The sequence below is a fragment of the Bilophila wadsworthia ATCC 49260 genome, assembly GCF_000701705.1.
Taxonomy (GTDB): Bacteria; Desulfobacterota; Desulfovibrionia; order Desulfovibrionales; family Desulfovibrionaceae; genus Bilophila; species Bilophila wadsworthia.
This window is the reverse complement of the sequence record NZ_JNJP01000051.1, coordinates 1-21,611: the sequence shown is the minus strand read 5'-3', so window position 1 is coordinate 21,611 and position 21,611 is coordinate 1. Positions and strand designations below refer to the sequence as shown.

General features: G+C 61.1%; 15 protein-coding genes, 1 tRNA gene and 1 pseudogene. 8 read left to right on the top strand and 9 right to left on the bottom strand.

Going from position 1 to position 21,611, the window contains the following annotated elements; translation table 11 throughout:
- Positions 1-66: 66 nt before the first annotated feature.
- Both T370_RS0115120 and T370_RS0115115 read right to left on the bottom strand, forming a co-directional pair.
- Entirely contained in the window at positions 67-1,290 is a 1,224-nt protein-coding gene (locus T370_RS0115120; protein ID WP_005025382.1) for an MFS transporter, read from the bottom strand.
- A 79-nt stretch (positions 1,291-1,369) separates the two neighbouring features.
- A complete protein-coding gene (locus T370_RS0115115) occupies positions 1,370-2,371 on the bottom strand; it encodes a hypothetical protein (protein ID WP_029436213.1) in 1,002 nt (333 codons plus the stop codon).
- A 358-nt stretch (positions 2,372-2,729) separates the two neighbouring features.
- Between T370_RS0115115 and T370_RS0115110 the strand changes: the two genes are divergently transcribed.
- Positions 2,730-4,391, top strand: a complete 1,662-nt coding sequence (locus T370_RS0115110; protein WP_029436212.1) for an L-lactate permease — start codon at positions 2,730-2,732, stop codon at positions 4,389-4,391.
- Positions 4,392-4,741: 350 nt separating this feature from the next.
- Here the strand turns inward: T370_RS0115110 and metG are convergent.
- Positions 4,742-6,745 (bottom strand): annotated as a pseudogene (gene metG, locus T370_RS0115105) (methionine--tRNA ligase); the annotation flags it as partial.
- A gap of 193 nt (positions 6,746-6,938) precedes the next feature.
- Complete coding sequence (locus tag T370_RS0115100; RefSeq protein ID WP_005025376.1) at positions 6,939-7,982, bottom strand: PSP1 domain-containing protein; 1,044 nt, start codon at positions 7,980-7,982, stop codon at positions 6,939-6,941.
- A gap of 169 nt (positions 7,983-8,151) precedes the next feature.
- On the opposite strand from T370_RS0115100, the gene T370_RS0115095 reads away from it, so the two are divergent.
- The 3 genes from T370_RS0115095 (at position 8,152) to T370_RS0115085 (ending at position 9,861) form a co-directional block, all read left to right on the top strand.
- The gene (locus tag T370_RS0115095; protein WP_005025374.1) at positions 8,152-8,709 is read left to right on the top strand and encodes an HDIG domain-containing metalloprotein; all 558 of its coding nucleotides are present in this window, start codon (positions 8,152-8,154) and stop codon (positions 8,707-8,709) included.
- Between the two features lie 154 nt (positions 8,710-8,863).
- Positions 8,864-9,250 carry a winged helix-turn-helix transcriptional regulator gene (locus T370_RS0115090; protein ID WP_029436210.1) on the top strand — a complete coding sequence of 129 codons (387 nt, stop codon included), beginning with the start codon at positions 8,864-8,866 and terminating at the stop codon, positions 9,248-9,250.
- Between the two features lie 56 nt (positions 9,251-9,306).
- On the top strand, positions 9,307-9,861 hold the full coding sequence (locus T370_RS0115085; protein WP_029436209.1) for a cysteine hydrolase family protein: 555 nt from the start codon (positions 9,307-9,309) through the stop codon (positions 9,859-9,861).
- Between the two features lie 223 nt (positions 9,862-10,084).
- Here the strand turns inward: T370_RS0115085 and T370_RS0115080 are convergent, their stop codons facing one another.
- A complete protein-coding gene (locus tag T370_RS0115080; RefSeq protein ID WP_005025366.1) occupies positions 10,085-10,762 on the bottom strand; it encodes a CBS and ACT domain-containing protein in 678 nt (225 codons plus the stop codon).
- 155 nt (positions 10,763-10,917) lie between these two features.
- Between T370_RS0115080 and T370_RS0115075 the strand changes: the two genes are divergently transcribed.
- Together T370_RS0115075 and T370_RS0115070 are read left to right on the top strand one after the other, a co-directional pair.
- Positions 10,918-11,886: a hypothetical protein gene (locus T370_RS0115075; RefSeq protein WP_005025365.1), complete on the top strand. Its 969-nt coding sequence runs from the start codon at positions 10,918-10,920 to the stop codon at positions 11,884-11,886.
- Between the two features lie 206 nt (positions 11,887-12,092).
- Positions 12,093-12,169, top strand: a tRNA-Met gene (locus T370_RS0115070).
- 114 nt (positions 12,170-12,283) lie between these two features.
- Here T370_RS0115070 and T370_RS0115065 read toward each other — a convergent pair.
- The 4 genes from T370_RS0115065 to hcp all read right to left on the bottom strand — a co-directional run bounded on the left by T370_RS0115065 (position 12,284) and on the right by hcp (position 17,487).
- Positions 12,284-12,844, bottom strand: a complete 561-nt coding sequence (locus tag T370_RS0115065) for a hypothetical protein (protein WP_029436208.1) — start codon at positions 12,842-12,844, stop codon at positions 12,284-12,286.
- Positions 12,845-12,889: 45 nt separating this feature from the next.
- Positions 12,890-14,902 (bottom strand): PAS domain-containing hybrid sensor histidine kinase/response regulator, encoded by a 2,013-nt coding sequence (locus T370_RS0115060; protein WP_029436207.1) that lies wholly within the window; start codon positions 14,900-14,902, stop codon positions 12,890-12,892.
- Positions 14,903-14,965: 63 nt separating this feature from the next.
- A complete protein-coding gene (locus T370_RS0115055) occupies positions 14,966-15,649 on the bottom strand; it encodes a Crp/Fnr family transcriptional regulator (protein ID WP_005025359.1) in 684 nt (227 codons plus the stop codon).
- A gap of 221 nt (positions 15,650-15,870) precedes the next feature.
- On the bottom strand, positions 15,871-17,487 hold the full coding sequence (gene hcp / locus T370_RS0115050) for a hydroxylamine reductase (protein ID WP_029436206.1): 1,617 nt from the start codon (positions 17,485-17,487) through the stop codon (positions 15,871-15,873).
- 256 nt (positions 17,488-17,743) lie between these two features.
- On the opposite strand from hcp, the gene T370_RS0115045 reads away from it, so the two are divergent.
- Both T370_RS0115045 and polA read left to right on the top strand, forming a co-directional pair.
- Positions 17,744-18,655, top strand: coding sequence for a PP-loop family protein (locus T370_RS0115045; protein WP_029436205.1), 912 nt, complete (start codon positions 17,744-17,746; stop codon positions 18,653-18,655).
- A 252-nt stretch (positions 18,656-18,907) separates the two neighbouring features.
- A complete protein-coding gene (gene polA / locus T370_RS0115040) occupies positions 18,908-21,532 on the top strand; it encodes a DNA polymerase I (RefSeq protein ID WP_029436204.1) in 2,625 nt (874 codons plus the stop codon).
- Positions 21,533-21,611 lie beyond the last annotated feature (79 nt).

The window sequence follows — 21,611 nt, the reverse complement described above, 5'->3', positions numbered from 1 at the left end:
CGTTCTTATACTGTTCAAAAAAGAATTGCACCCTTTTTTTCATACAGCGGAAAAAGGAAGCGGTATTCACTCCTTCCCGGAAGAAACCGGATAGACGCGCCATACGAGCGCACCGATGACCAGCGCCACGCCGATCCCCATCGCATACGGCCCGCGCCATCCTATATATGACCAGCCGATCCCGAAAAACAGCGGCGAAAGGCTTTGGCTAAGCCGCAGCACCGTACCGTTCATAGCCATGACGATGGCCCTGTTGCGCGTTGGAGCAAGCGTGGTCATACGGGCGTTCAGCAAGGGGAACGTCAGCCCCTGCGCCACTCCGCCGATGAAAATGGGCAAGGTCAGCCACCAGAGCGAGGACACGGCGTCGGGAAGAACAAGCATGAGCGTTTGAGCCACGACGTAGCAGCACGTAGCGCTCAGCATCAAACGGCGGTGCGAGTATTTCCGCCCGAGCCACGCCAGATTCATGGCAATGGCCGCCGTACCCAGCGAAGCCACGGTAAAGACGGCTCCGATATGGGAAGGGGTTGCTTTATATAATAGGTCGGCGAGCAGAGGGAAATAGGTGATGGTAGGCCCGTAAAGAATGCAGAAACAGAGAAAAGTCAGCCCGAAAAGCCCGATTGCGGCGGAGTGGAAAATGATGGAACGGCTATCCCGCGCGTACTGTTTCCAATCCATGCCGGTATGCGGGCGCTCCAGCGGGACACTCAGGGCAAGCAGCCCCACCGGCAGCGCGGCCAGGGAAATCCAGAACGGCCACCTCCAGTCCATCTCACCGAGGAAACCGCCGATGGCCGGGTACAACGCGGTGCCGAAGCTGATCGTGGCACCGACCATGCCCATGACTTTGGGGCGATCCGCTTCCTTATAGAAATCACCTACCAGCGTCCCGTACAAGATCCCCAAAGGTGCGGCCCCCAGCCCTTGTATGGCTCGCCATGCCAGCAGGTTCTCGAACGAATCGGAAAAAGCGCACCCCATTCCCCCACAGGCGAACAGCAGCAGCCCCGGCAGCAACACGGCCTTGCGTCCGAAACGGTCGGCAAGCACGCCCGCCACCGGCGTCATAAACGCGCTCGGCAGCGTAAAGCAGGTGATCAGAAGCGCCACCCCTGCGGCGTCCTGATGAAAAACGGCCCCCAGCTTAGGCAGAATAGGCAACGTGATCGAGACGCCCATAACCCCCATGAGGGCCACGCACAGCACAAGAACCAGCCCCGCAAGACTGACGGGGCGGGATTGCCCCTCTTGAGATGCCTCGCCGGGCAGCCCGTCCTTTGTCACGTGTCCTCCTCATCGTTACGGGTGGATTCTCCGAATTCGCCGCTACGGATTTGGAGAGCCGATATGGCCGCAGTGTGCTTCAATCCCGCCAGCCAGACAACCTTTTTCCAAGGTTGATCTTCTGGCGGTTCCAAAGATAGCGAATAGAACGCATTACAGGGTGCAACGTCTCCCGCCGATTCCGCTCACGCGCTTCCTCAAGCAATGAGATCCACTTTTGCGTCAGCATGTTCACGTCAAAGGCTTGCGCCCGCTTCGCGCCGTGTTCCGTCATCCTCCGGTATAAACCAGATTCCTGTTGCAGGCGATCAATGGAGTCCAGCACGGCCTCGGCCGAGGCTGCCTCCAGAAAATCCAGCGGGGAGGTACGCAATTCCCTGTAGGCCGGTTCCAGGCCAAGTAGAGCGGGTACGCCCGCTTTCCATGCGTTGATCAGCTTGGATGCCGGTTTGGTTGCCAGCACAACAGGAGGGCAATCACGGATTGCCAGCACGGCATCCACATGCTGGTAATCGTGCCATTCCCCCTGGAAACGGTTGACGAAGCGGACCCCCCGCTGCCGCAGGGCATCCTGAAAGGCACCGGTCTTCACGAACTGCGGTTCATATTGATCGCTGCCGAAGTAAGCAATCGTTTCAAGGCGATCTCCCCGTGCGGGATCTCGTGGAATCAAACCCGGCTGGGGCCAATGCGGCATCGTCCGCCGCAGCCCCGTCTCCCCCATCAACCCGTTCTGCATAACGGTCATATCGGATAACGCGGGGCGGGGCCGGTCCGCTTGCGCGACAACGGCAAAACACCGGTGAACTCCCTGTGCAGGGGTCGCATCATCCCAATGGAAAACGCACACGGCATTGTCGACAGCTCTGCAGCTTAATACGGGGTCAAAGGGGCAATCAACAGCGCATAGCCGCGCCCATGTCAGTATTATCCAGCAATCCCGTCCGGAAATGATCCGTTCCGGGCATTCGTCCGGAGCAAAGGGGCGAGGTTCGGAAACAAGCTCAGGCCACTTCTTGAAAAGATGTTTCTCATTGACGACAAAGTATATTTTCTCTCGCGAACAAGCACGGGACGACATGGGCGGCTCACTCCACCGCGTGATATTCACAGCGGATTGTTTGAGATATGAAGAACGTATTTTTCATTATACCATAGAATAAAGTAAGATATGTCTTTATATTGTTTACTTGACCAAACAGCGGCTTACCAAAACAAAAACGTTCCTGCCTGACGGCATCCAATCAATATTTTTTCTACATAATCGTCCATAATAACTTGCGCAATTCTTTTTTTGATATGGCACACAATTTGTGACTCTTCGATCAAACAGTCGACAATGCTTGCACTAACGGGAAAAACACCACATACTATAGGGTAACTTTTGGGGAAGGTTTCTTTTCTTCTTTCACAATTCTGTCCAAGGTAAAGGAGTCATTATGTCCGTTGAACTGCTTGCTATGGTAGCGGTTCTGCCCATTTTGGTGGCGCTCATCCTTATGGTCGGCATGAGATGGCCCGCAACGAAAGCGATGCCGCTCGCGTGGCTTGTCTGCGCCGTCAGCGGCATCCTTGTCTGGGGGTTGAGCCCCGGATATGTTGCCGCTCTGACGTTGCAGGGCATCGTCACCGCCATCGGCGTTCTCATCATCGTTTTCGGCGCCATCCTGATTCTCTTCACGTTGGAGAAGAGCGGCGGCATGGAAACCATCCAGTACGGGATGCAGAACATCAGCCGCGACAAGCGCGTTCAGGCGATCATCATAGGATACATGTTTGCCGCCTTCATCGAAGGCGCGGCCGGTTTCGGCACCCCCGCGGCGCTCGCCGCCCCACTCCTGCTGGCCCTCGGTTTTCCCGCCATGGCCGCGGCCATCATCTGCCTTGTGTTCAACAGCTTCCCCGTAAGCTTCGGTGCGGTGGGCACTCCCATCGTCATGGGCCTCTCCCCGCTCAAACCCATCCTTGACGCGGGCGTCGCCGACGGCGGCATGACCTATGCGGCATTCTGCAAAATCGTGGGCGAATACTGCACGATGATGCACATCCCCATGGCTTTCATCCTGCCTGTTTTCATGCTTGGCTTCATGACCCGTTTCTACGGCCCCAACCGTACGTGGTCCGAAGGCTTCTCCGCGTGGAAATACTGCATCTTCGCCGGCGTCTGCTTCTCCGTCCCCTACTTCATCGTTGCGTGGACCCTTGGACCCGAACTGCCTTCCCTCATCGGCGGCCTCATCGGCCTCGGCATCCTCATTTACGGCACCAAGCGGGGCTTCTGCGTCCCTGAAACCACCTGGGACTTCGGCCCGCATGAAAAGTGGGACGCCTCCTGGACCGGCAGCATCGCCGCCAGCGGCAAGACCGAATTCCATCCCCACATGACCCAGTTCCGCGCGTGGCTGCCCTACGCCATCATCGGCCTCATCCTCGTGCTGACCCGTATCCCGGAACTCGGCCTCAAGGCGTGGCTCGCCTCCTTCAAGCTCAGCTTCGTCGACATCCTCGGCTATCAGGGCGTGAACGCCTCCATCGACTACCTGTTCCTGCCCGGCACGATTCCCTTCACGCTGGTCGCCATCCTGACCATCGGCCTCCACAGCATGAAGGCCAACGACGTGAAGGACGCATGGACCACCACCTTCGCCAAGATGAAGGCCCCGACCATCGCGCTGTTCGCCGCCGTGGCGCTGGTGTCCATCTTCCGTGGCTCCGGCGTGAACGACGCGGGCATGGACTCCATGCCGCTCGCCCTCGCCAAGACCCTCGCCGCCCTCACCGGTGAAGCCTGGCCCGCCCTCGCTTCCTACGTCGGCGGCCTCGGCGCCTTCATTACCGGCTCCAACACCGTGTCCGACCTGCTCTTCGCCCAGTTCCAGTGGGATATGGCCACGCAGCTGAAGCTCTCCAAGGAAATCATCGTTGCCGCTCAGGCCGTCGGCGGCGGCATGGGCAACATGATCTGCATCCACAACGTCGTGGCCGTCTGCGCCGTTGTGGGCCTCTCCGGCAGCGAGGGCATGATCATCAAGAAGACCTTCTGGCCCTTCCTGCTCTACGGCATCATTGTCGGCATCATCGCCTGCGGGCTCGTTTTCTAGAATGGTATAGAACCATTGAGGAAGGGAGGGAAAAACGTTTCTCCGGAAACGTTTTCCCTCCCTTCCCCAAACCTGCGGCGCGGAGCCCATCCCTCCTTTACCAAAGGCTTTCGCGCTCATCGAACTCTGATTACAACATTCTCCGTATGAAAAGGCCGCCCGAAATGTTTCGAGCGGCCTTTTCCGAAATGGATGGGGACCCTCAAGCGGTACGCTCTTCGGACTTAAGGCGGCCTGGCCGTTCCGCCAACAGCCCAAAGCCATAACCGAGCGCCGCATCGGCGGAATTCAAAACCAAAAGGGGAACCTTCCTTCCGAAAGATTCCCCCAATGGCATCGATCCTTTTCCCCTACGAAATCTTGCTTCCCGGCGCGACATCCCCACCGGGGGCGAGGAGGGTCAGCTTGCCGTCCGGGGCTTCCGCGGTCAGGATCATGCCCGCGGACACGAGCCCGCGGATCTTGCGCGGCGCGAGGTTGGCGACCACGCACACCTGACGGCCCACGAGGGTTTCCGGCTCAAAGTGTTCGGCAATGCCCGACAGGATCTGACGCTGTTCGGCTTCGCCAAGATCGATCTTGAAGCACAGCAGCTTGTCGGCTTTGGGCACCCGGCCCGCTTCGAGGATCGTGCCCACGCGCAGCTCAAGCTTCTGGAAGTCGGCGTATTCGACCACTCCGGGAACAGACATTTCGGCGGGCGCCGAAGCAGGCGCGGCTTTGGCTTCCTTCTCTTTGGCGGGCTTCTTCTGCTTCGCCTTCTTGTCTTCCTTCATCTCTTCCGGGATTTCCAAGCGCGGGAACAGGTTGGACGCGGACGCGATCACGCTTCCCGTCGCAAGGCATTCCCAAACGCCCTCTTCAGCGTTAACGTTTCCGGCGGGCGCGACGCCGAAACGCTCGGACGCGGGCAAGGGCTGGCCGAGCTGCTCAAGCAGAGCCGCCGCCGTGCCCGGCATGACCGGCCACAGGCAAAGCGCCACCTTGCGCATACATTCGAGCAACAACCGGATGACCGTACCGAGGCGGGCCGTATCGCCCTGCTTGAAAAGCGTCCACGGGGCCTGAGAATCCACATACTTGTTGAGAGCGCGCACGAGATCCCACAGCGCGTCGAGGCCCTGCGAGAAACGGATGTTGCCGAACAGCTGCACGTAGTTGCGGCGGGAGTTCTCCGCAAGTTCGATGAGCGCCTTGTCGTCCTCGGCCAGTTCGCCCATCGGCGGAACCTTGCTCTCGAAATACTTGGCGTTCATGGACAGCACGCGGCTGAACAGGTTGCCGAGGTCATTGGCGAGATCGGCATTGAAGCGGGTGATCAGCGCCTCTTCGGAGAAGCTGGCGTCCGAACCGAACTGCATGTCGCGCAGCAGGAAATACCGGAACGCATCCAGCCCGTAATGTTCCGCCATTTTGATGGGCTCGACCACGTTGCCGAGCGACTTGGACATCTTGGTGTCCTTGATGAGCCAATAGCCGTGCACGTTGAGGTGCTTGTACAGCGGCACCCCGGCGGATTTCAGCATGGTGGGCCAGAACACGCCGTGCGGCTTCAATATATCCTTGGCGACGAGGTGCTCGCCGGGCCAGTACGCGGCATACTTGTCGCCGTCGGGCCAGCCGAGGGCGGAAATATAGTTGAGCAGCGCGTCAAACCACACGTAACAGACGTAATCCTTGTCGAACGGCAACTCGATGCCCCATTCGAGGCGGGTTTTCGGACGCGAAATGCACAGGTCTTCCAGCGCGCCGCTTTCGATCATCGACAGCACTTCATTGCGGTAGCGCTCGGGACGGATGAAGTCGGGATTTTCGCGGATATGCCCGGCAAGCCACGGCAGGTACTTGGACATGCGGAAGAAGTAGTTCTTCTCCTGAATGAAGTCCGGCTTGGTCAGGTGCTGCGGGCACAGGCCGTTTTCCAGTTCCTTTTCGGTGTAGAAACGCTCGCAGCCCGTGCAGTAATGCCCGCCGTGCTCGCCGAAATAGATGTCGCCGTTGTCGTACACCTTCTGGAGGAACGCCTGCACGCGGGCCTTGTGATCGGCATCCGTCGTACGGATGAACTGATCGTGCTTGATGCCGAGCTTGGGCCACAGGGCCTGGAACTGGCCGCTGATGCCGTCCACGAATTCCTGCGGGGTCTGCCCGGCCGCTTCGGCGGCCTTGACGATCTTGTCGCCGTGCTCGTCCGTGCCGGTCAGGAACCACGTATCCTCGCCGAGCAGCGTATGGAAACGGCGCAGGCTGTCCGCAACGATGGTCGTATAGGCGTGCCCAAGGTGCGGGCGGGCGTTCACGTAATAAATCGGTGTCGTAATGTAAAACGTGGAGGACACGGGAAAGCTCCTTTCATGGTGTTCCGTATATGCCGACCGTAAACCGTCCCGTCTACAGCCGTTTCTGGCTCATCGCACCCTTCCCCGCCGGAACGGGCTCCGCCGCACGGCCTCCCCTCCGGCCAAACGCCTTTGGGGGATGATGGAAGGGGGCGGGAGAAGGAGAAGGGTTCTTTCTCCAGAAAGGCCCCTTCTCGCTCCCTCGTCTCTATCTCTTCCGCTTGCGCTTGCGCTTGGGGCGGAGCCCCTCTTCAAGCGTTTCCATCTCGCCGTCATTGAGCCCGCCGAGATCGTCAACAAGCTCGTCGGATTCGTCGCCAAACGCCTCGTCGATGGTGTCCGGGTCGGCCATGACCACCATCAGCTCGTCATGCGGACGGGGCGACGAGGGCTTGTTCTCCGGCTTCGCATCGGGCTTCCCTTCCGGGCGCGGCGGCGCGTCGGGACGCCGGGGATCGAGCGCCTGCCACTCGTCGAGCGTCAGCTCAAGCTCCTCGTTCGTATCCGTCAGCAAGGCCACACTGTTGCGGAACATGTTGGCGCGCAACACTTTCATGGGGCCTTTGTTGGTCTGATACCGCTTCCCGAGGCGCGGGCAGCTGCTGTGGAAAATATCGTAGTTCTCCTGCTCATAGCTGAGGCAGCACAGGAGGCGCCCGCAGATGCCCGAAATCTTGGACGGGTTCAGGAACAGGTTCTGTTCCTTCGCCATTTTGATGGTCACTGGCACGAACTTGCGCAGGAACCGGCGGCAGCAGCACACCATGCCGCAGCTCCCCACAGCGCCGAGCATCTGCGTCTCGTGCCGGACGCCGATCTGGCGCAGTTCGATGCGGGTGTGGTACTCGCGCACCAGATCCTTTACCAGTTCACGAAAGTCGATCCGGGTCGGGGCGGTAAAGTAAAACACCAGCTTGCTGCGATCGAACAGGACCTCCACATCGACAAGCTTCATGTCGAGCTGGCGTTCCCGGATGCGCGATTCACAGAACTTGTGCGCGGAGTACGTCAGGGTATCGTTCTCTTCGGCGACGATCTGATCCTCGTCGGTCACCTTGCGCAGGACATCGCGCACACCATCCGGAGGAAGATCCTCAGGAAGGCGATCCACAATGTTCATGACCGTAGCGATGCCGAGGCCCTGACCGGTTTCCGCAAGTACGCGATCCCCTCTGTCTACAAAGGGGTCCTCACAGTAGAAAAAATATATTTGTCCGTAATGACTGAATTTTATACCGATTATGCGCTTCATGTAGGTGCGTTGTCCGCCGCGGGGCGAACCGGGTAAGAAGGATGGAAATAGATCCCTTTCTTTTCCGTCATTCCAGAGGCTGTGTCAATCACCCGACAGCGCTGGATTTTGAAGCCGCGCTACGGTATGCAACAGGTTCCTTGTTCCCTCACCAACCCACGGAGGCGTCATGCTCGACCGCGAACAGGCTTTGGCCCTTTTGAACGAACTCGGCCCCGAAAAACATCTCATCCAGCACGCGCTGGCCTCGGAAGCGGTCATGCGCGCCCTTGCCCGGCATTTGGGCGAGGACGAGGAAGTCTGGGGCCTGACCGGGCTGCTGCACGATCTCGACTATCCCCTCACCCATGAGGACCCCGCCAAACACGGCCTCGTCGGAGCCGAACGCATCGGCGACCGCCTGCCCGAAGAAGCCCTGCACGCCATCCGCGCCCACAACGGCGAGATGACCGGCGTGGCTCCCTCCTCCGCCTTCGACTACGCCCTGCGCTGCGGGGAAACCGTGACCGGGCTTGTGGTCACGGCGGCGCTCGTGCGCCCCACGGGTATGGAAGGTATGCAGGCCTCCAGCCTCAAGAAAAAAATGAAGGATAAAGCGTTTGCCGCCAGCGTCAACCGTGACTGTATCCGGCAGTGCTCGGAGCTGGGGCTTGAACTCGGCGACTTCCTCACCCTCGCCATCGGGGCGATGGCGGAAATCGACGAGGAGCTCGGGCTGAGGAAATAGGCGGCCCGGCCTTCCCCGACGGCGGGGCGTGCGCACGCCCCCTGCCATCGGGGCTCCGCGCAGGCACGGCACATTCCGGCACGCGGATACCCTGCGGCGCAGTCATCCACGGGGCACCGCGCAGAAACCGCACATATTCTCCAACGGACGAACCATGAAAATCCGTACGGCCTGCACCTGTCCTCTGGAAATCGTCCACGACATCATGAGAGGCAAGTGGAAAACGATCATCGTGTTCCAGCTGCGGAACGGCGGCATGGGGCTGGCGGAACTGGAACGCGGCATTGAAGGCATCACGCAGAAAATGCTGTTGCAACATCTGGGGGAACTCAGGGCGTTCGGGCTGATCGGCAAGATCGAACCGGACGGATACCCGTTGCGCGTGACCTACTTCCTCACAGAGCGAGGGGAAAAGCTGTTGCAGGCCGTGCGGATCATGCAGGATATCGGCGTGGAATACATGCTGGAGAGCGGGCGGGCCGGCATTTTGGAGCGCAAGGGCATCATCCCTGCCGCCGAGGGCATACCCACAAAAAAGTAACTACTGTACTTTCCGCCACATGCCGCTATCGTGGGCACAACACCCGGAGGTACGGCATGAATACGGCACTTCTCTTGATCGACATCCAGAACGACTATTTCCCCGGCGGCGCTTGGGAACTGTCCCACGCGGACGAGGCCGCCGCACAGGCCCGGCTGGCGCTGGGGCGTTTCCGCGAACAACACAGGCCCGTTTTCCACGTCCGGCATATCAACACCCGTCCCGGCGCGGCCTTCTTCCTGCCGGATACGCCCGGTTCCGAGATACACGGCGCGGTCAAGCCGCTGGACGGCGAACCCGTCATCATCAAACACGCGCCGGACGCTTTTTTCCAAACGGATCTCCACGACGCCCTCAGCCGGGCGGGCATACGGAAACTCGTCGTCTGCGGAATGATGAGCCACATGTGCATCGACACGAGCGTACGGGCCGCCCGAAACCACGGCTACGACATCACGCTCCTGCATGACGCCTGCGCCACGCGGGATCTGTCATGGAACGGGAAAACCATCCCCGCCGCAACAGTACACGAAGCATTCATGGCGGCCCTGCACGGGGCTTTCGCCGACGTACGGACGACCGGGGATTTCCTCCCGTCCCTTCCCGCATAACCGGAGCCTCTTCCGCATAATCGCCATCGCAATACGGCAATGACGCCACATGAGGCTATTTTGGGGGAAATAGCATACCACCGCGAGACGGCGAGGGCCTCGGACAACCGCCACCCCGCCGCCTGAACAGCGAATACTCTGATGCGGTGAAGCCGCCCCATGCCCGCACAAAAAAGAGGGGCTTCCACGGAAGCCCCTCTTTTTTGTGCCGTAATCAAAACAATCAGCAGTTCCTGTTGCAGTGGAACTCGTCATCCATCCAGTATTCTAGAGGCATGGCTTTCTTCATGTTTTCGATGAGGGCCTTTTCCTTTTCGGAGTCCATCGCATGGAGACGGATATAGACGTGGCTGGTCCCTTCCTGCGTCTTGCCGCGCGAGGTGAGCACGGAAAGGACGTTGCCGCCGTTCTGGCTGATGGCCTCGAAAATCGGGGTCAGCACACCGGGCTTGTCGGGAAGCATGAAGGCAAGCTGAAGGCCGCCCTTGCTCGCCCCGCAGAAGTCCACCAGCACTCTGAAGATATCATGATCGGTGATGATCCCTACGAGTTCCCCGGAACCATCGACCACGGGCAGGCCGCCGATGCCCTTGTTTTCCATGAGCAGGGCGGCGGCGTCCACGGCGTCGGTGTCATAGACCGTGACCGGATCGCTGGTCATGATGTCTTTCACCTTCACTTCGGAAAGGAGATAATACAGCTCGTGCATATCGAGCGTCGTCGCCTTGGAAGGAGAGGCGGCCCGGATGTCCCTGTCGGAAACGATGCCTACCACATGCTTCCCGTCAAGGACGGGAAGACGCCGGATATTATGATCCTTCATCAACTTCGACGCTTTCAGCATGGATGTGTCAGGGGTCACGGTGATGACGTCCTTGGTCATCCACTCACGAATCAGCATGGGAACCTCCTTGCGAGACAATCCGAGAGTTACAAGGGTTAAGGGGGCGCTCTTCGAGCAAGCCTTAATCTACACGAATTCCCGCCTTCACACAATGCCGGGAGACGGAAGAATACACACTGGCCTCGCCCCGGAAAGCATGGTATCCGACCCTCATGATACCTTCCGATCTGATGCCGTTCTGGCTGACGCTGGGCCGCCCGCTCACCCGGCTTTTGTTCGCCATGTGCATTGGCCTGCTCATCGCCAATATCGTTGAAGCGCTGCGCTGGACACAGCCTCTCGCCCGCCTTTCCGCGCCGCTGGTGCGGCTCGCCCGGCTGCGCGAAGCCGCCGGGGCGTCCTTTTCCATGGCCTTCTTCTCCCCAGCCGCCGCCAACGCCCTGCTGTCCGACAGCCACGCCAAAGGCGAAATCAGCCTGCGCGAGCTCGTGCTCGCCAACCTGTTCAACAGCCTGCCCGCCTACATGGTCCATCTGCCGACCATGCTGTTCATGCTCTGGCCCGTGCTCGGCGCTCCCGCCCTTATCTATACGGGGCTGACCCTCGCGGCGGCCGCGCTGCGGACCCTGTTCACGGTGGGCCTCGGGCATTTCCTCCTGCCGCCCCTTCATGGCGAGAACTGTATCGAGTGCCGGCTGCCTCAGGAAAAAGTCACCCTCAAGAGCGCCGCGCTCAAGGCATGGAAACGGTTCCGCCGCCGCCTGCCCAAGCTCGTCATGTTCACCATCCCCGTGTACGTCGCCATGTACCTGATGCAGCACTACGGTCTGTTCCGCACCGCCGAGGCGTGGCTTTCCGACCATACCCCGTGGCTCGGGTTCATCCGGCCCGAGGCGCTCGGCATCGTGCTCCTGAGCCTCGCCGCCGAAATCGGCGCCTCCCTGTCCGCCGCGGGTTCCGCCCTGCATATGGGCGGGCTCACCCCCCCGGAAGTCATCATCGCCCTGCTCGTCGGCAACATCCTCTCCACCCCCATGCGGACCGTCCGTCACCAGTTCCCGGCCTATGCCGGGTACTACAGCCCCGGCCTGGCCTTCAAGCTCATCTTTTACAATCAGCTCCTGAGGACCATCACCATGATCGGCGTGACATGGGCCTATTGGCTATGCGCCATCGCCTGAGGGACCCGCTTCCCCGCCTTCTTCAAGGGCTACGGAAGCATAAATGCAGCCCGTATCCGGGTGCGCCACCCCAAGCGGCTCCTTTGCCCAAAATTTGAAAGAAAGAAATCCATAGGTTACCGCTTTCGAAATTTTCTTGCAAAAAAAGCTTGCCAAGTTTCTCAATCTCGCTTATTAAATGTCCTCGCTGCTGCGGTAGCACTTATGGCAAGGTAGCTCAGTTGGTCAGAGCATACGGTTCATACCCGTAGTGTCGAGAGTTCAAATCTCCCCCTTGCTACCAGATGACAATGGCGGTTCCGGATAAACATCCGGGACCGCTTCGTCGTTTCAGGGTATTCGATGTTTCTGAACATTGGCGCATACCGTTTCTTTTCAGGAACGGCGTGCGCTTTGTTTATGGAAGTTCCGGGCCGGCTGCGGGCGGCGTCCCCATGTCGTCCAGAAGGCGCGGCGACGGCGGAACCCCCGTCGGCGGGTCACACCATGCGGGAAGACGCGAGAACAGGCCGAGCATACGGTAACGGTCCTCATCCGGAAACACGCCCGCGCCGCACCGCTCAAAGACGATCCGGGACCATGCCCTGCCCGCCTCCACAAACGAACGCGGATCGGCTTCGTACCGTTTCCGGCCCCGCACATGAATGTCGTAGGTCGCCAAATGGTCGTATGTCGGAGCCGCCGCCATGACGGTCTGCCAGAACAGCGCATACCCGTCCTCGCGCTCCCGGGCCGTGCCCGCCTCGCCTTCCCCGTAGTGCTCCATATAGGCTTCGCTCAGGCATTGCCGGAACGCGGCGATCCGTTCCGGAGGCGTGTCCTCCGGCAGCAAGCGCTGCCCGAGGCTCCCGAAGGTTCGGGCGTTGGCTTGTGTCTGTTCCGTAATAGGAACATGGAAATGCATCAGGCAGCATCCCGCCAGCAGCCCGGCACCCAACAAGGCTAAAACGTTTCGCATGGCGTTCTCCTCGGGACTCCGGACGACTCCGCAGGAATTCCCTTGCTATTTGCGGTTTCGCCGCGCGGCGCTTCCCCAGCGGGACAGGCTGAACACAAGCTCCCGCACATCAATGGGCTTGGTGAGATGCGCGTTCATCCCGGCGGCGAAACTCCGCTCCTCGTCGCCGCGCATGGCGTGGGCGGTCATGGCAAGGATGGGGACGCTCCGGCAGCGGGGCAAGCCGCTCTCACGGATGCGCCGCGTGGCGTCATAGCCGTTCATGACCGGCATCTGCACATCCATCAAAATCACGTCGAAATCCTGATCTTCCGCATAGCGGTCCACGGCGTCCCGCCCATTCTCCGCCACGCACGTCTCCACGCCAAACCGGGCGAGCATGTTGAGGATCACATACTGATTGAGCTCGTTGTCCTCCACCACAAGGACCCGCTGCCCAACCAAATCCCCAAGGGGCAGGCTCTCGTCCGGAACATTGCCCCCGGAGCAGAACGAACCGGCATCACCCGGCGGAACGTCTTCAGCCAACGGGAAGGCCAGCTCAACCCGGAACGTACTGCCCTTGTTGACGCGGCTCCCCACGGTCAGCGTGCCGCCCATGAGTTCCACAAGCCGCTTGCTGATGGCAAGCCCGAGCCCCGTGCCGCCGAAACGGCGGGTGGCGGATTCGTCCACCTGCATGAACGGGCTGAAAATGCGCCCTATTTCCGATTCGGGGATGCCGATGCCGCAATCACGGACCACAAACTCCAGCCGCACGCGCGTGTTGGTGGAATCCACCACACGGACGCGCAGGCTGACCGACCCCTCGTCGGTAAACTTCACGGCGTTGTTGCACAGATTGAGAAGGACCTGCCGGACGCGCAGGGCGTCGCCCATAAGCAGCAAAGGCACATCCGGGGCGATCTCCAAAGAAAACTCAAGCCCTTTCCCCTCGGCTTCCGGAAGCACTACTGCGGCAAGGATACCAAGCTCTTTCTTGAGATTAAAGGGAGTGCGGGCCAATTCCAGCTTGTTGGCCTCGACCTTGGTCAGATCAAGGATATCGTTGAGGATGCCGAGCAAGGCCGTGCTCGATTCGCTGATCCGGGAAATGTATTCATACTGCTGCGTGGTCAAATCCGTCTTCAAGGCCAGATAGGAAAGGCCGATGATCGCGTTCATGGGCGTCCGCAGCTCGTGGCTCATGTTGGCGAGGAAGGATGACTTGGCCCGGTTGGCGGCCTCCGCTGCCTCGGCGGCCATGCGCAGGGAAGCCTCATGCTGCTTGTGCTCGGTGATGTCGGCGACGTAGCCAACCGCCCGGACGGCATCGCCGTCCCGCGAGAATTCACACTCGAAATCGAACCACCGCGAACCCTTTTCCGGGTCCAGCAGTTCGATCTCAAAACGTTCGCACAGCCCCGGCTTCCATGAGGATCGGCGCAGCGCTTCCAGCACCCGCTTCCGGCAGCCCGGCGCTATGCGGCTCCATAATCCTCTGAACGCGGAAAAACACACCATGTCGGCGGGGATGCCGAACTGCTCGAAAAAAATGTCGTTGGCGGAAAAAAGAATCCGGCTGCCCCGCGTGCACTCGAATACGCCTATCCGGCCGATCCGGCAGGCCGTTTCGAACCGGGAAAGATTCTCGCGCAGCCGTTCCCGCATACTCTCCAGCTCTCTGACGTCCTGATGGTATCCTTTTAAGCGCAACAAGCCGTTCTTGCTGCGTCCGGGCAACAGCTTGCCGCCGCAGCGCACAAAAATACGCCCGCATACGGGATGGAGCCACGGGTACTGGACTTCATACCGCTGTCCGGTGCTGAGCATCTTTCCCACGCACTCGTCCACCGCGGCGCGATAGGCTTCATCCACGCGACCATACCAATGCCTGAAACAGTCCTCCGGTGAAGGGTGCGTCTCCAGACCGAGCAACAGCAACATGGTCTCGTTGGCCGTCATCCGGTGCTTTCCGTTTTCCTCGTCGACCTCAATGGCCCAAAGGCCCGTATTGCCGATCCGAAGAGCCTCGCTCATCCATTCGGGACTGTTGAACATGTCCGCGTCGATCCCCATAGCCCACCCTCCTCCGCCGCGATTCCGCAAACCGGAACCCTCGGAGCGTATCCAACATTCCACCTATCTGTCTCCCTCTGCGGCAGTGGCCTGCAAAGCGGGAACGTCAAGAATAACGATGTCTTTTCCCCTCAGCTCGACCAAACCCGCCTCGGAGAACCGGGACAGCTGGCGGGAAAGCGTTTCACGGGCCAGTCCGAGCAGATTGGCGAGCACTTCCCGGGAAACCCCGAGCCGGATGCAGTCCCCACCCCCAATCTGCCTTCTGTGCAGCAAATACGTGGCAAGCCGGCAGGCCGCACCGCCCTGCCCCTGCGCCGCCAGCTTGTGCGCGAACATCCGCAGGCGAAGCGACAGCGCCGCGAGCATCCGCAAGGCCATCTCCGGATTTTCCGTCACCAGCGTGAACAGCGCATCCGCCGGAAGGAACAGGGTTTCCACATCGTCCACGGCCACGGCGGACGCGGGGAACGTCCCCTTCTGGAACATTGCGGCCTCGCCGATCGTGTTTCCCTTACGGACAAGATGAAGCACCATCTCCCGCCCGTCGGGAGCGAACCGGACGACCTTCACGACGCCGCGCAGTACTATGTGCATACCGTCGGCGCGTTCCCCCTCACGGAACAGGGCCGCCCCGCGCGCAAACGTGCGCATCCGGCACCCCGCAGCGAGACGTTCCCGCTCGTCCGGGGACAACGGCTCAAACAGCGGCAAGCCCCCGAGCACTTCCAACCGTTCGTTTGACATGCCCGCTCCTGTTTCACAGTGTATTTCCTTGAAAAATACACCGGAGTCCTTGCCAGACGCAAGCGTTTCCGCACCAAAGGTTCCAAATGCAAAAAGGACGGGAGCTTCCAAAAAAGCTTCCGCCCTTTTTGCTGCATGACTGTTGACGGATGGGTTGGCGAGCCCCTGCGCGGCAGCCCTGCGGCGTCACAGGGCACGCGGAAGAAGCCCATCCCCCGTACTTAGCCCAGAAGGGCCTTCAAATCCTCGTCAGGGGTGGAAATGGGCTTGATGCCCCAGTTTTCGACCAGCAGATTAAGGATGTCGGGGGACACGAAGGCCGGGAGGCTCGGTCCGAGGTGGATGTTCTTCACGCCGAGGGCGAGCAGGGTCAGCAGGATGGCCACGGCCTTCTGCTCATACCACGACAGCACCAGCGAGAGCGGCAGATCGTTGACGCCGCACTTGAGCGCGTCGGCCAGCGCCAGCGCCACCTTGACGGCGGAATAGGCATCGTTGCACTGCCCCACGTCCAAAAGGCGCGGGAACGGCCCGATCTTGCCGAGATCCTTGTCGAAGAAGCGGAACTTGCCGCACGCCAGCGTGAGGATGAGCGTATCCTGCGGGGTCTTTTCCACAAATTCGGTGTAGTAGTTGCGGCCCGGCTTCGCGCCGTCGCAGCCGCCCACGAGGAAGATGTGGCGCACGGCCCCGGACTTCACCGCGTCAAGCACGGCGGGGGCGGCGTCCAGCAGCGTCTTGCGCCCGAAGCCCACGGTCACTTCCTTGCCCGGCGCGTCTTCCGCGAATCCGGGCAGTTCCAGCGCCTTGAGGATGAGCGGCGCGAAGTCCCGGTTCTTGATATGCACAAGGCCCGGCCAGCCCACGATGCCGGAGGTGAACACCTTCCCGCCGTAATCCTTGGGGTTCTGGATACAGTTGGTGGTGAACAGCACCGCGCCGGGGAAACCGGGCAGTTCCTTCTGCTGGTTCTGCCACGCCGTGCCGTAATGCCCCACAAAATGCGGGAACGCCTTGAGCACCGGATACCCGTGCGCGGGCAGCATTTCGCCGTGGGTGTAGATGTTGATGCCCGTGCCCTGCGTCTGCTTCAGCAGTTCGTACAGGTCTTCGAGATCATGCCCGGAAACGAGGATGGCCTTGCCTTGGCGATGCCCGAGGGAAACCTGCGTGGGGACGGGATCGCCGAACGCCTTGGTGTTCCCGGCGTCCAGAAGCTCCATCGCCTTCAGGTTGGCCTTGCCGCAGCGCAGGACCAGATCCAGCCAATCTTCAAGGCTGCGCGCCTTGTCCGGCGTGCCGTCCTTGTCGGGCATCCCGGCGGCGAGCGCCTCGTAGACGAAGGCGTTCAGTTCCGGGTCACGCTGGCCAAGGACCGCCGCGTGATCCGCATAGGCGGCTACGCCCTTCAGCCCGTACAGGAGCAGCTGCATGGCGGAACGGACGTTCACGTCGTCGCTGAAACGGTCGGTCCCGGCCTGCACCTTCCGGATGCTTTCCCAGTCGGCATCCACAGCCGCGTCACAGGTATCCGGCGTACAGCCGAGCTTCGTAGCGAGCGCCTTGCGGCGGCGTATGGCTTCCCGCGCCACTTCTTCAAGGGCCGCGGGATCGAAATTCACGTTGGTAAGGGTGGAGAACAGCGCGCGGACGGTAAAGTCGTCCGTATCCTGCTCGAGCACGCCCTTGGCGCGGGCCTTGAGCGCCGTGCGGGACAGCAGCCGCAGGGCATAGATCACATGGTCCTGAAGATCGGCCACCGGAGCCAGCTTGCCGCAAACGCCCATAACCGTGCAGCCCGTGCCCTTCGCCGTCTGTTCACACTGATTGCAAAACATGGAAACCTCCAGAGTTGAGGGGAAACGACATCATCTTGTAAACGGACATTCCCTTCTTTACCGAAAAAAGGCAGTGATCGGGATCACAATCACCCCTCCCGCATAAAAAAATCATGCCGCAGCCGCGTGTTCCGCCCGTTTTTCCCGGCTTGACAAGGCTCTCGCACGCCAGATAGAAAAACCAGTTAACCGGTTTCACGCCGGGCCATCCAATCCGCAGCGCGCAACCGCGCCCTGCCCCGGAGTTCGCCTCATCATGATATGCAAACGCTGCAAGTCCGCCACGGCCATCATTTCCCTGCCGAGCCACAACACCGGATTCTGTGAAAACTGCTTCCGGGATTTCTTCTCCGCGCAGGTCGCCCGCGGCATCGAAACCGGAAAGCTGTTCACCCACGAGGACCGCATCCTCGTCGCCCTGTCCGGCGGCAAGGATTCCCTGTCCCTCATGCTGGAACTTTCGCGTCAGGGCTATGACGTTACCGGCCTGCACATCGACCTCGGCATCCCCGGCTCGTCCGAAATCGTGCGCGGGGTCATCGAACGCTTCTGCGGCAAGCACGGCTTCAAGCTCATCGTCAAGGAAATGGCCAGGGAAGGGCTTGCCATCCCGCTGGTCAAGCAGCGCCTCAAGCGTCCCATCTGTTCCGCCTGCGGCAAGATCAAACGGCACTATTTCAACAAGACGGCGCTTGAAGAAGGCTTCACCGCCCTTGCCACCGGGCACAACCTCGACGACGAGATCGCCCGCCTGTTCAGCAACACCCTCCGCTGGGACGTCGGCTACCTGTCGGATCAGGGCCCGCGCCTCGACGGGGAAGACGGCTTCGCCCGCAAGGTAAAACCCTTCTGGCGTCTGACCGAATTTGAAACCGCGACGTACGCCTTCCTCGAAGAGATCGAGCACCATCATACGCCCTGCCCTTACAGCGCGGGCGCGAGCTTCACGTACTACAAGGGGCTCTGGAACCAGCTTGAAGAGGAAATGCCCGGACGCAAGCTTTCCTTCTACGTGGACTTCCTCAAGCGCGGGCGTTCCGCCTTCGCCGGGCTCGAAAGGACGGAAGGCGACGCCCTCGCCCCCTGCACCGTCTGCGGCTACCCGACATCCTCCGGGGTGTGCGGCGTCTGCCGCATCCGGGAAGTCGTCAAGGAAGGGAAAGAGTAGAGATTGGGAGGGGGAGAGGCCCTTTCTGGAGAAAGGGCCTCTCCCCCTCCCAAACCCTCCCCTCTCCCCAAAGACTTTTGGCCTTATCGAATCCCTCTTTCCGGTTTTCCGGAAGGTGAAGGCCGGGGGCGCGGATCGGGTCCGGAAAAATATTTTGAGAGCGAATCAGTTCTGAGGAGCCGGATGCGGACATCCCGCCGGAGCAGTCTAGCCGGTGCGGGGAAAATCCCCGGTTGCCCTCTTGGAGAAACTATGAGCATCAAGCAGCGATTTGAGCAGGAGCCGATCTATCTTATGGACGGATCGGCCTTCGTATACCGGGGATTCTACGCCAACCAGAGTATGCAGCGTTCGGACGGATTCCCGACGAGCGCGCTGTTCATCGTGGCCCGCATCCTCATGCGCATCCTCCGCGAGGAACAGCCCAAGCATTTCGCCTTCGTGCTCGACGGGCACGGCCCCAACTTCCGGCACGAGCTTTTCCCGCTCTACAAGGCGCAGCGCAGCGCCACCCCGGAAGACCTCATCAAGCAGATCGATCCCATCCATCGGCTCATCAAGGCGCTCGGCCTGCACCTCGAAGTCTCCGACAGCTGCGAGGCGGACGACTGCCTCGCCTCGCTTGCCAAGCGCTACCGCGAGGAACGCCCGGTGATCCTCGTGGCTACCGACAAGGACCTCAAGCAGTGCCTGCATGACAACGTCATGATGTGGGACCCTGCCAGCAGGGACGAAAAAATCGTCACCCTCAAGAGCTTCGAGGAAGAAACGGGCCTCAAGCCCACGCAATGGCCGGACGTGCAGGCGATCATCGGCGACTCCAGCGACAACATCCCCGGCGTCCGCGGCGTGGGGCCGAAGACGGCGGAAAAGCTGTTCCACGAGTACGCCTCGCTGGAAGCCATCCGGGACGGCTTCGCCTCCATGAAGCCCGCCCTGCAAAAAAAATTCGACGGCCAGCTCGAAGCCATGTTCCTGTACCGCCAGCTCACCACGCTGGACACCAGCCGCTGCGCCTCCCTCACGCTCGACGCCATGCGCGTGCGCCCGGTGAACCGGCAGGAAGCCGCCACCCTGCTCCGCGAATTCGAGCTCAGCTCTCTTGAGCGCGAACTCGCCACGCTCATCCGCGACGGACGCGTGGCCGTGGAGCACGACGCTTCGGAAACGGTGGATTCCGGAAAAAGCGGCTCCATGCGCCAGCTTTCCCTGCTCGACACGCCCAAGGCCGAACCGCGCCAGCGCCTCCGCGACGCCTCCGATCCCTTCTTCGACGCGCTGGAAGGCAACCCCGTGGCGGTGCTCGGCGGGCACGGCGAACTCGCCATCGCCGTCGGGGATAAGGAAATCGTCTATACCGGCCTGACGCCCAAGCTCGTGGACCGCCTGCTCAAGGCGAAGTTCGTGATCGCGCCGGACGTCAAGGCGCTGCTGCACACGCACGCGGACTGGGGACGCATCCCGCCGGAAAAATGGTTCGATCTCGGGCTTGCCAGCTACCTACTGGAGCCGGAGGACCGCGACTACGGCTGGCCCAAGCTGTCCGCCCGCTGGGGCACGGCGCTCGGGCTTTCGGCGGCCAATCCCGGCCTTCTCGCCCTCACCATGACCGACCAACTGCTCAAACGGCTGTCCGGCGCGCACCTCGTCGAGCTCATGAAGACGCTCGAACTGCCGCTTATCCCGGTGCTTGCGGATATGGAAAGCGCGGGCGTCAAGCTCGACGCGGAAGCGCTCGCCGGTTTTCTGGAAGAAGTGCAGAAGGATCTGGACCGCATCACCGAGGACGTTTACCGCGAGGCGCAAGGGCCGTTCAACATCCGTTCCGCACAGCAGCTCGGGGACGTGCTGTTCAACCGCCTGAAGCTCCCTGTTTCCGGCAAAACGCGCGGCGGGCAGGCTTCCACCTCGCAGGACGTGCTGGAAAAACTCTCCGGCCACCATCCGGTGGTGGACGCGCTCCTTGAATTCCGCAAGCTGGAAAAGCTGCGCTCGACCTATCTGGAACCGCTGCCCCGGCTCATGGGCGGCGACGGACGCATCCGGACCACGTTCAACCAGCTTGCCACCGCAACGGGCCGCCTTTCGTCCAGCAACCCGAATCTCCAGAACATCCCGGTGCGCGGAGCGCTCGGACGCCGGATGCGCGCCTGCTTCACCGCGCCAGAAGGCAAAAAGCTCATCTCGGCGGACTATTCGCAGATCGAACTGCGGGTACTGGCGCATCTTTCCCGCGACGAGACGCTGCTGGCGGCCTTCCGCGAAGGCGCGGACATCCACGCCCGCACGGCCAGCCTCCTCTTCGACGCCCCGCCTTCCGAGATCACCCCGGATCAGCGCCGCAACGCCAAGACCATCAACTTCGGGCTGATCTACGGCATGGGCCCGCAGAAGCTGGCGCAAGAGCTCAAGATCCCGCTGTCCGAAGCCAAGGCGTTCATGGCCCGCTATTTTGAACGGCTGCAGGGGCTCAAGCATTTCTACGAGAACGTCGAGGAAATGGCCCGCGAACAGGGCTATGTCACCACGCTTGCCGGGCGTCGCCGCCCCCTGCCGGACATTCAGGCCGAAAGCCAGCAGGCGCGTTCGCTCGCCCGGCGTCAGGCCATCAACACGCTCATTCAGGGCAGCGCTGCGGACATCATCAAGCTCGCCATGCTTGCCGTCCACGGTGACGAAACTCTCCGCACGCTGGACGCCAAGCTGCTGCTCCAAGTGCATGACGAACTGCTGCTTGAAGTCCCCGAAGCCGCCGCGCAGGAGGCCGGGGAGCGCGTCGCCGCGCTCATGGCAAACGTCCGTCCCGGCGGGATCGTCCTCGACGTGCCCCTCAAGGCCGACTGGGGGGCCGCCGAGAACTGGGGCGATGCGCATTAATTTATAAAGGGGAAAACGTGGGGAGGGGAAGGAGAACCCTTCTGAAGAAGGGCTTCTCCTTCCCCTCCCCACACCCCTC

Coding starts and splice junctions, on each gene's coding strand:
- T370_RS0115115 (WP_029436213.1), bottom strand. CDS start 2,371: ATGTCGTCCCGTGCTTGTTCGCGAGAGAAAATATACTTTGTCGTCAAT.
- T370_RS0115110 (WP_029436212.1), top strand. CDS start 2,730: ATGTCCGTTGAACTGCTTGCTATGGTAGCGGTTCTGCCCATTTTGGTG.
- T370_RS0115100 (WP_005025376.1), bottom strand. CDS start 7,982: ATGAAGCGCATAATCGGTATAAAATTCAGTCATTACGGACAAATATAT.
- T370_RS0115095 (WP_005025374.1), top strand. CDS start 8,152: ATGCTCGACCGCGAACAGGCTTTGGCCCTTTTGAACGAACTCGGCCCC.
- T370_RS0115090 (WP_029436210.1), top strand. CDS start 8,864: ATGAAAATCCGTACGGCCTGCACCTGTCCTCTGGAAATCGTCCACGAC.
- T370_RS0115085 (WP_029436209.1), top strand. CDS start 9,307: ATGAATACGGCACTTCTCTTGATCGACATCCAGAACGACTATTTCCCC.
- T370_RS0115080 (WP_005025366.1), bottom strand. CDS start 10,762: ATGCTGATTCGTGAGTGGATGACCAAGGACGTCATCACCGTGACCCCT.
- T370_RS0115075 (WP_005025365.1), top strand. CDS start 10,918: ATGATACCTTCCGATCTGATGCCGTTCTGGCTGACGCTGGGCCGCCCG.
- T370_RS0115065 (WP_029436208.1), bottom strand. CDS start 12,844: ATGCGAAACGTTTTAGCCTTGTTGGGTGCCGGGCTGCTGGCGGGATGC.
- T370_RS0115060 (WP_029436207.1), bottom strand. CDS start 14,902: ATGGGGATCGACGCGGACATGTTCAACAGTCCCGAATGGATGAGCGAG.
- T370_RS0115055 (WP_005025359.1), bottom strand. CDS start 15,649: ATGTCAAACGAACGGTTGGAAGTGCTCGGGGGCTTGCCGCTGTTTGAG.
- hcp (WP_029436206.1), bottom strand. CDS start 17,487: ATGTTTTGCAATCAGTGTGAACAGACGGCGAAGGGCACGGGCTGCACG.
- T370_RS0115045 (WP_029436205.1), top strand. CDS start 17,744: ATGATATGCAAACGCTGCAAGTCCGCCACGGCCATCATTTCCCTGCCG.
- polA (WP_029436204.1), top strand. CDS start 18,908: ATGAGCATCAAGCAGCGATTTGAGCAGGAGCCGATCTATCTTATGGAC.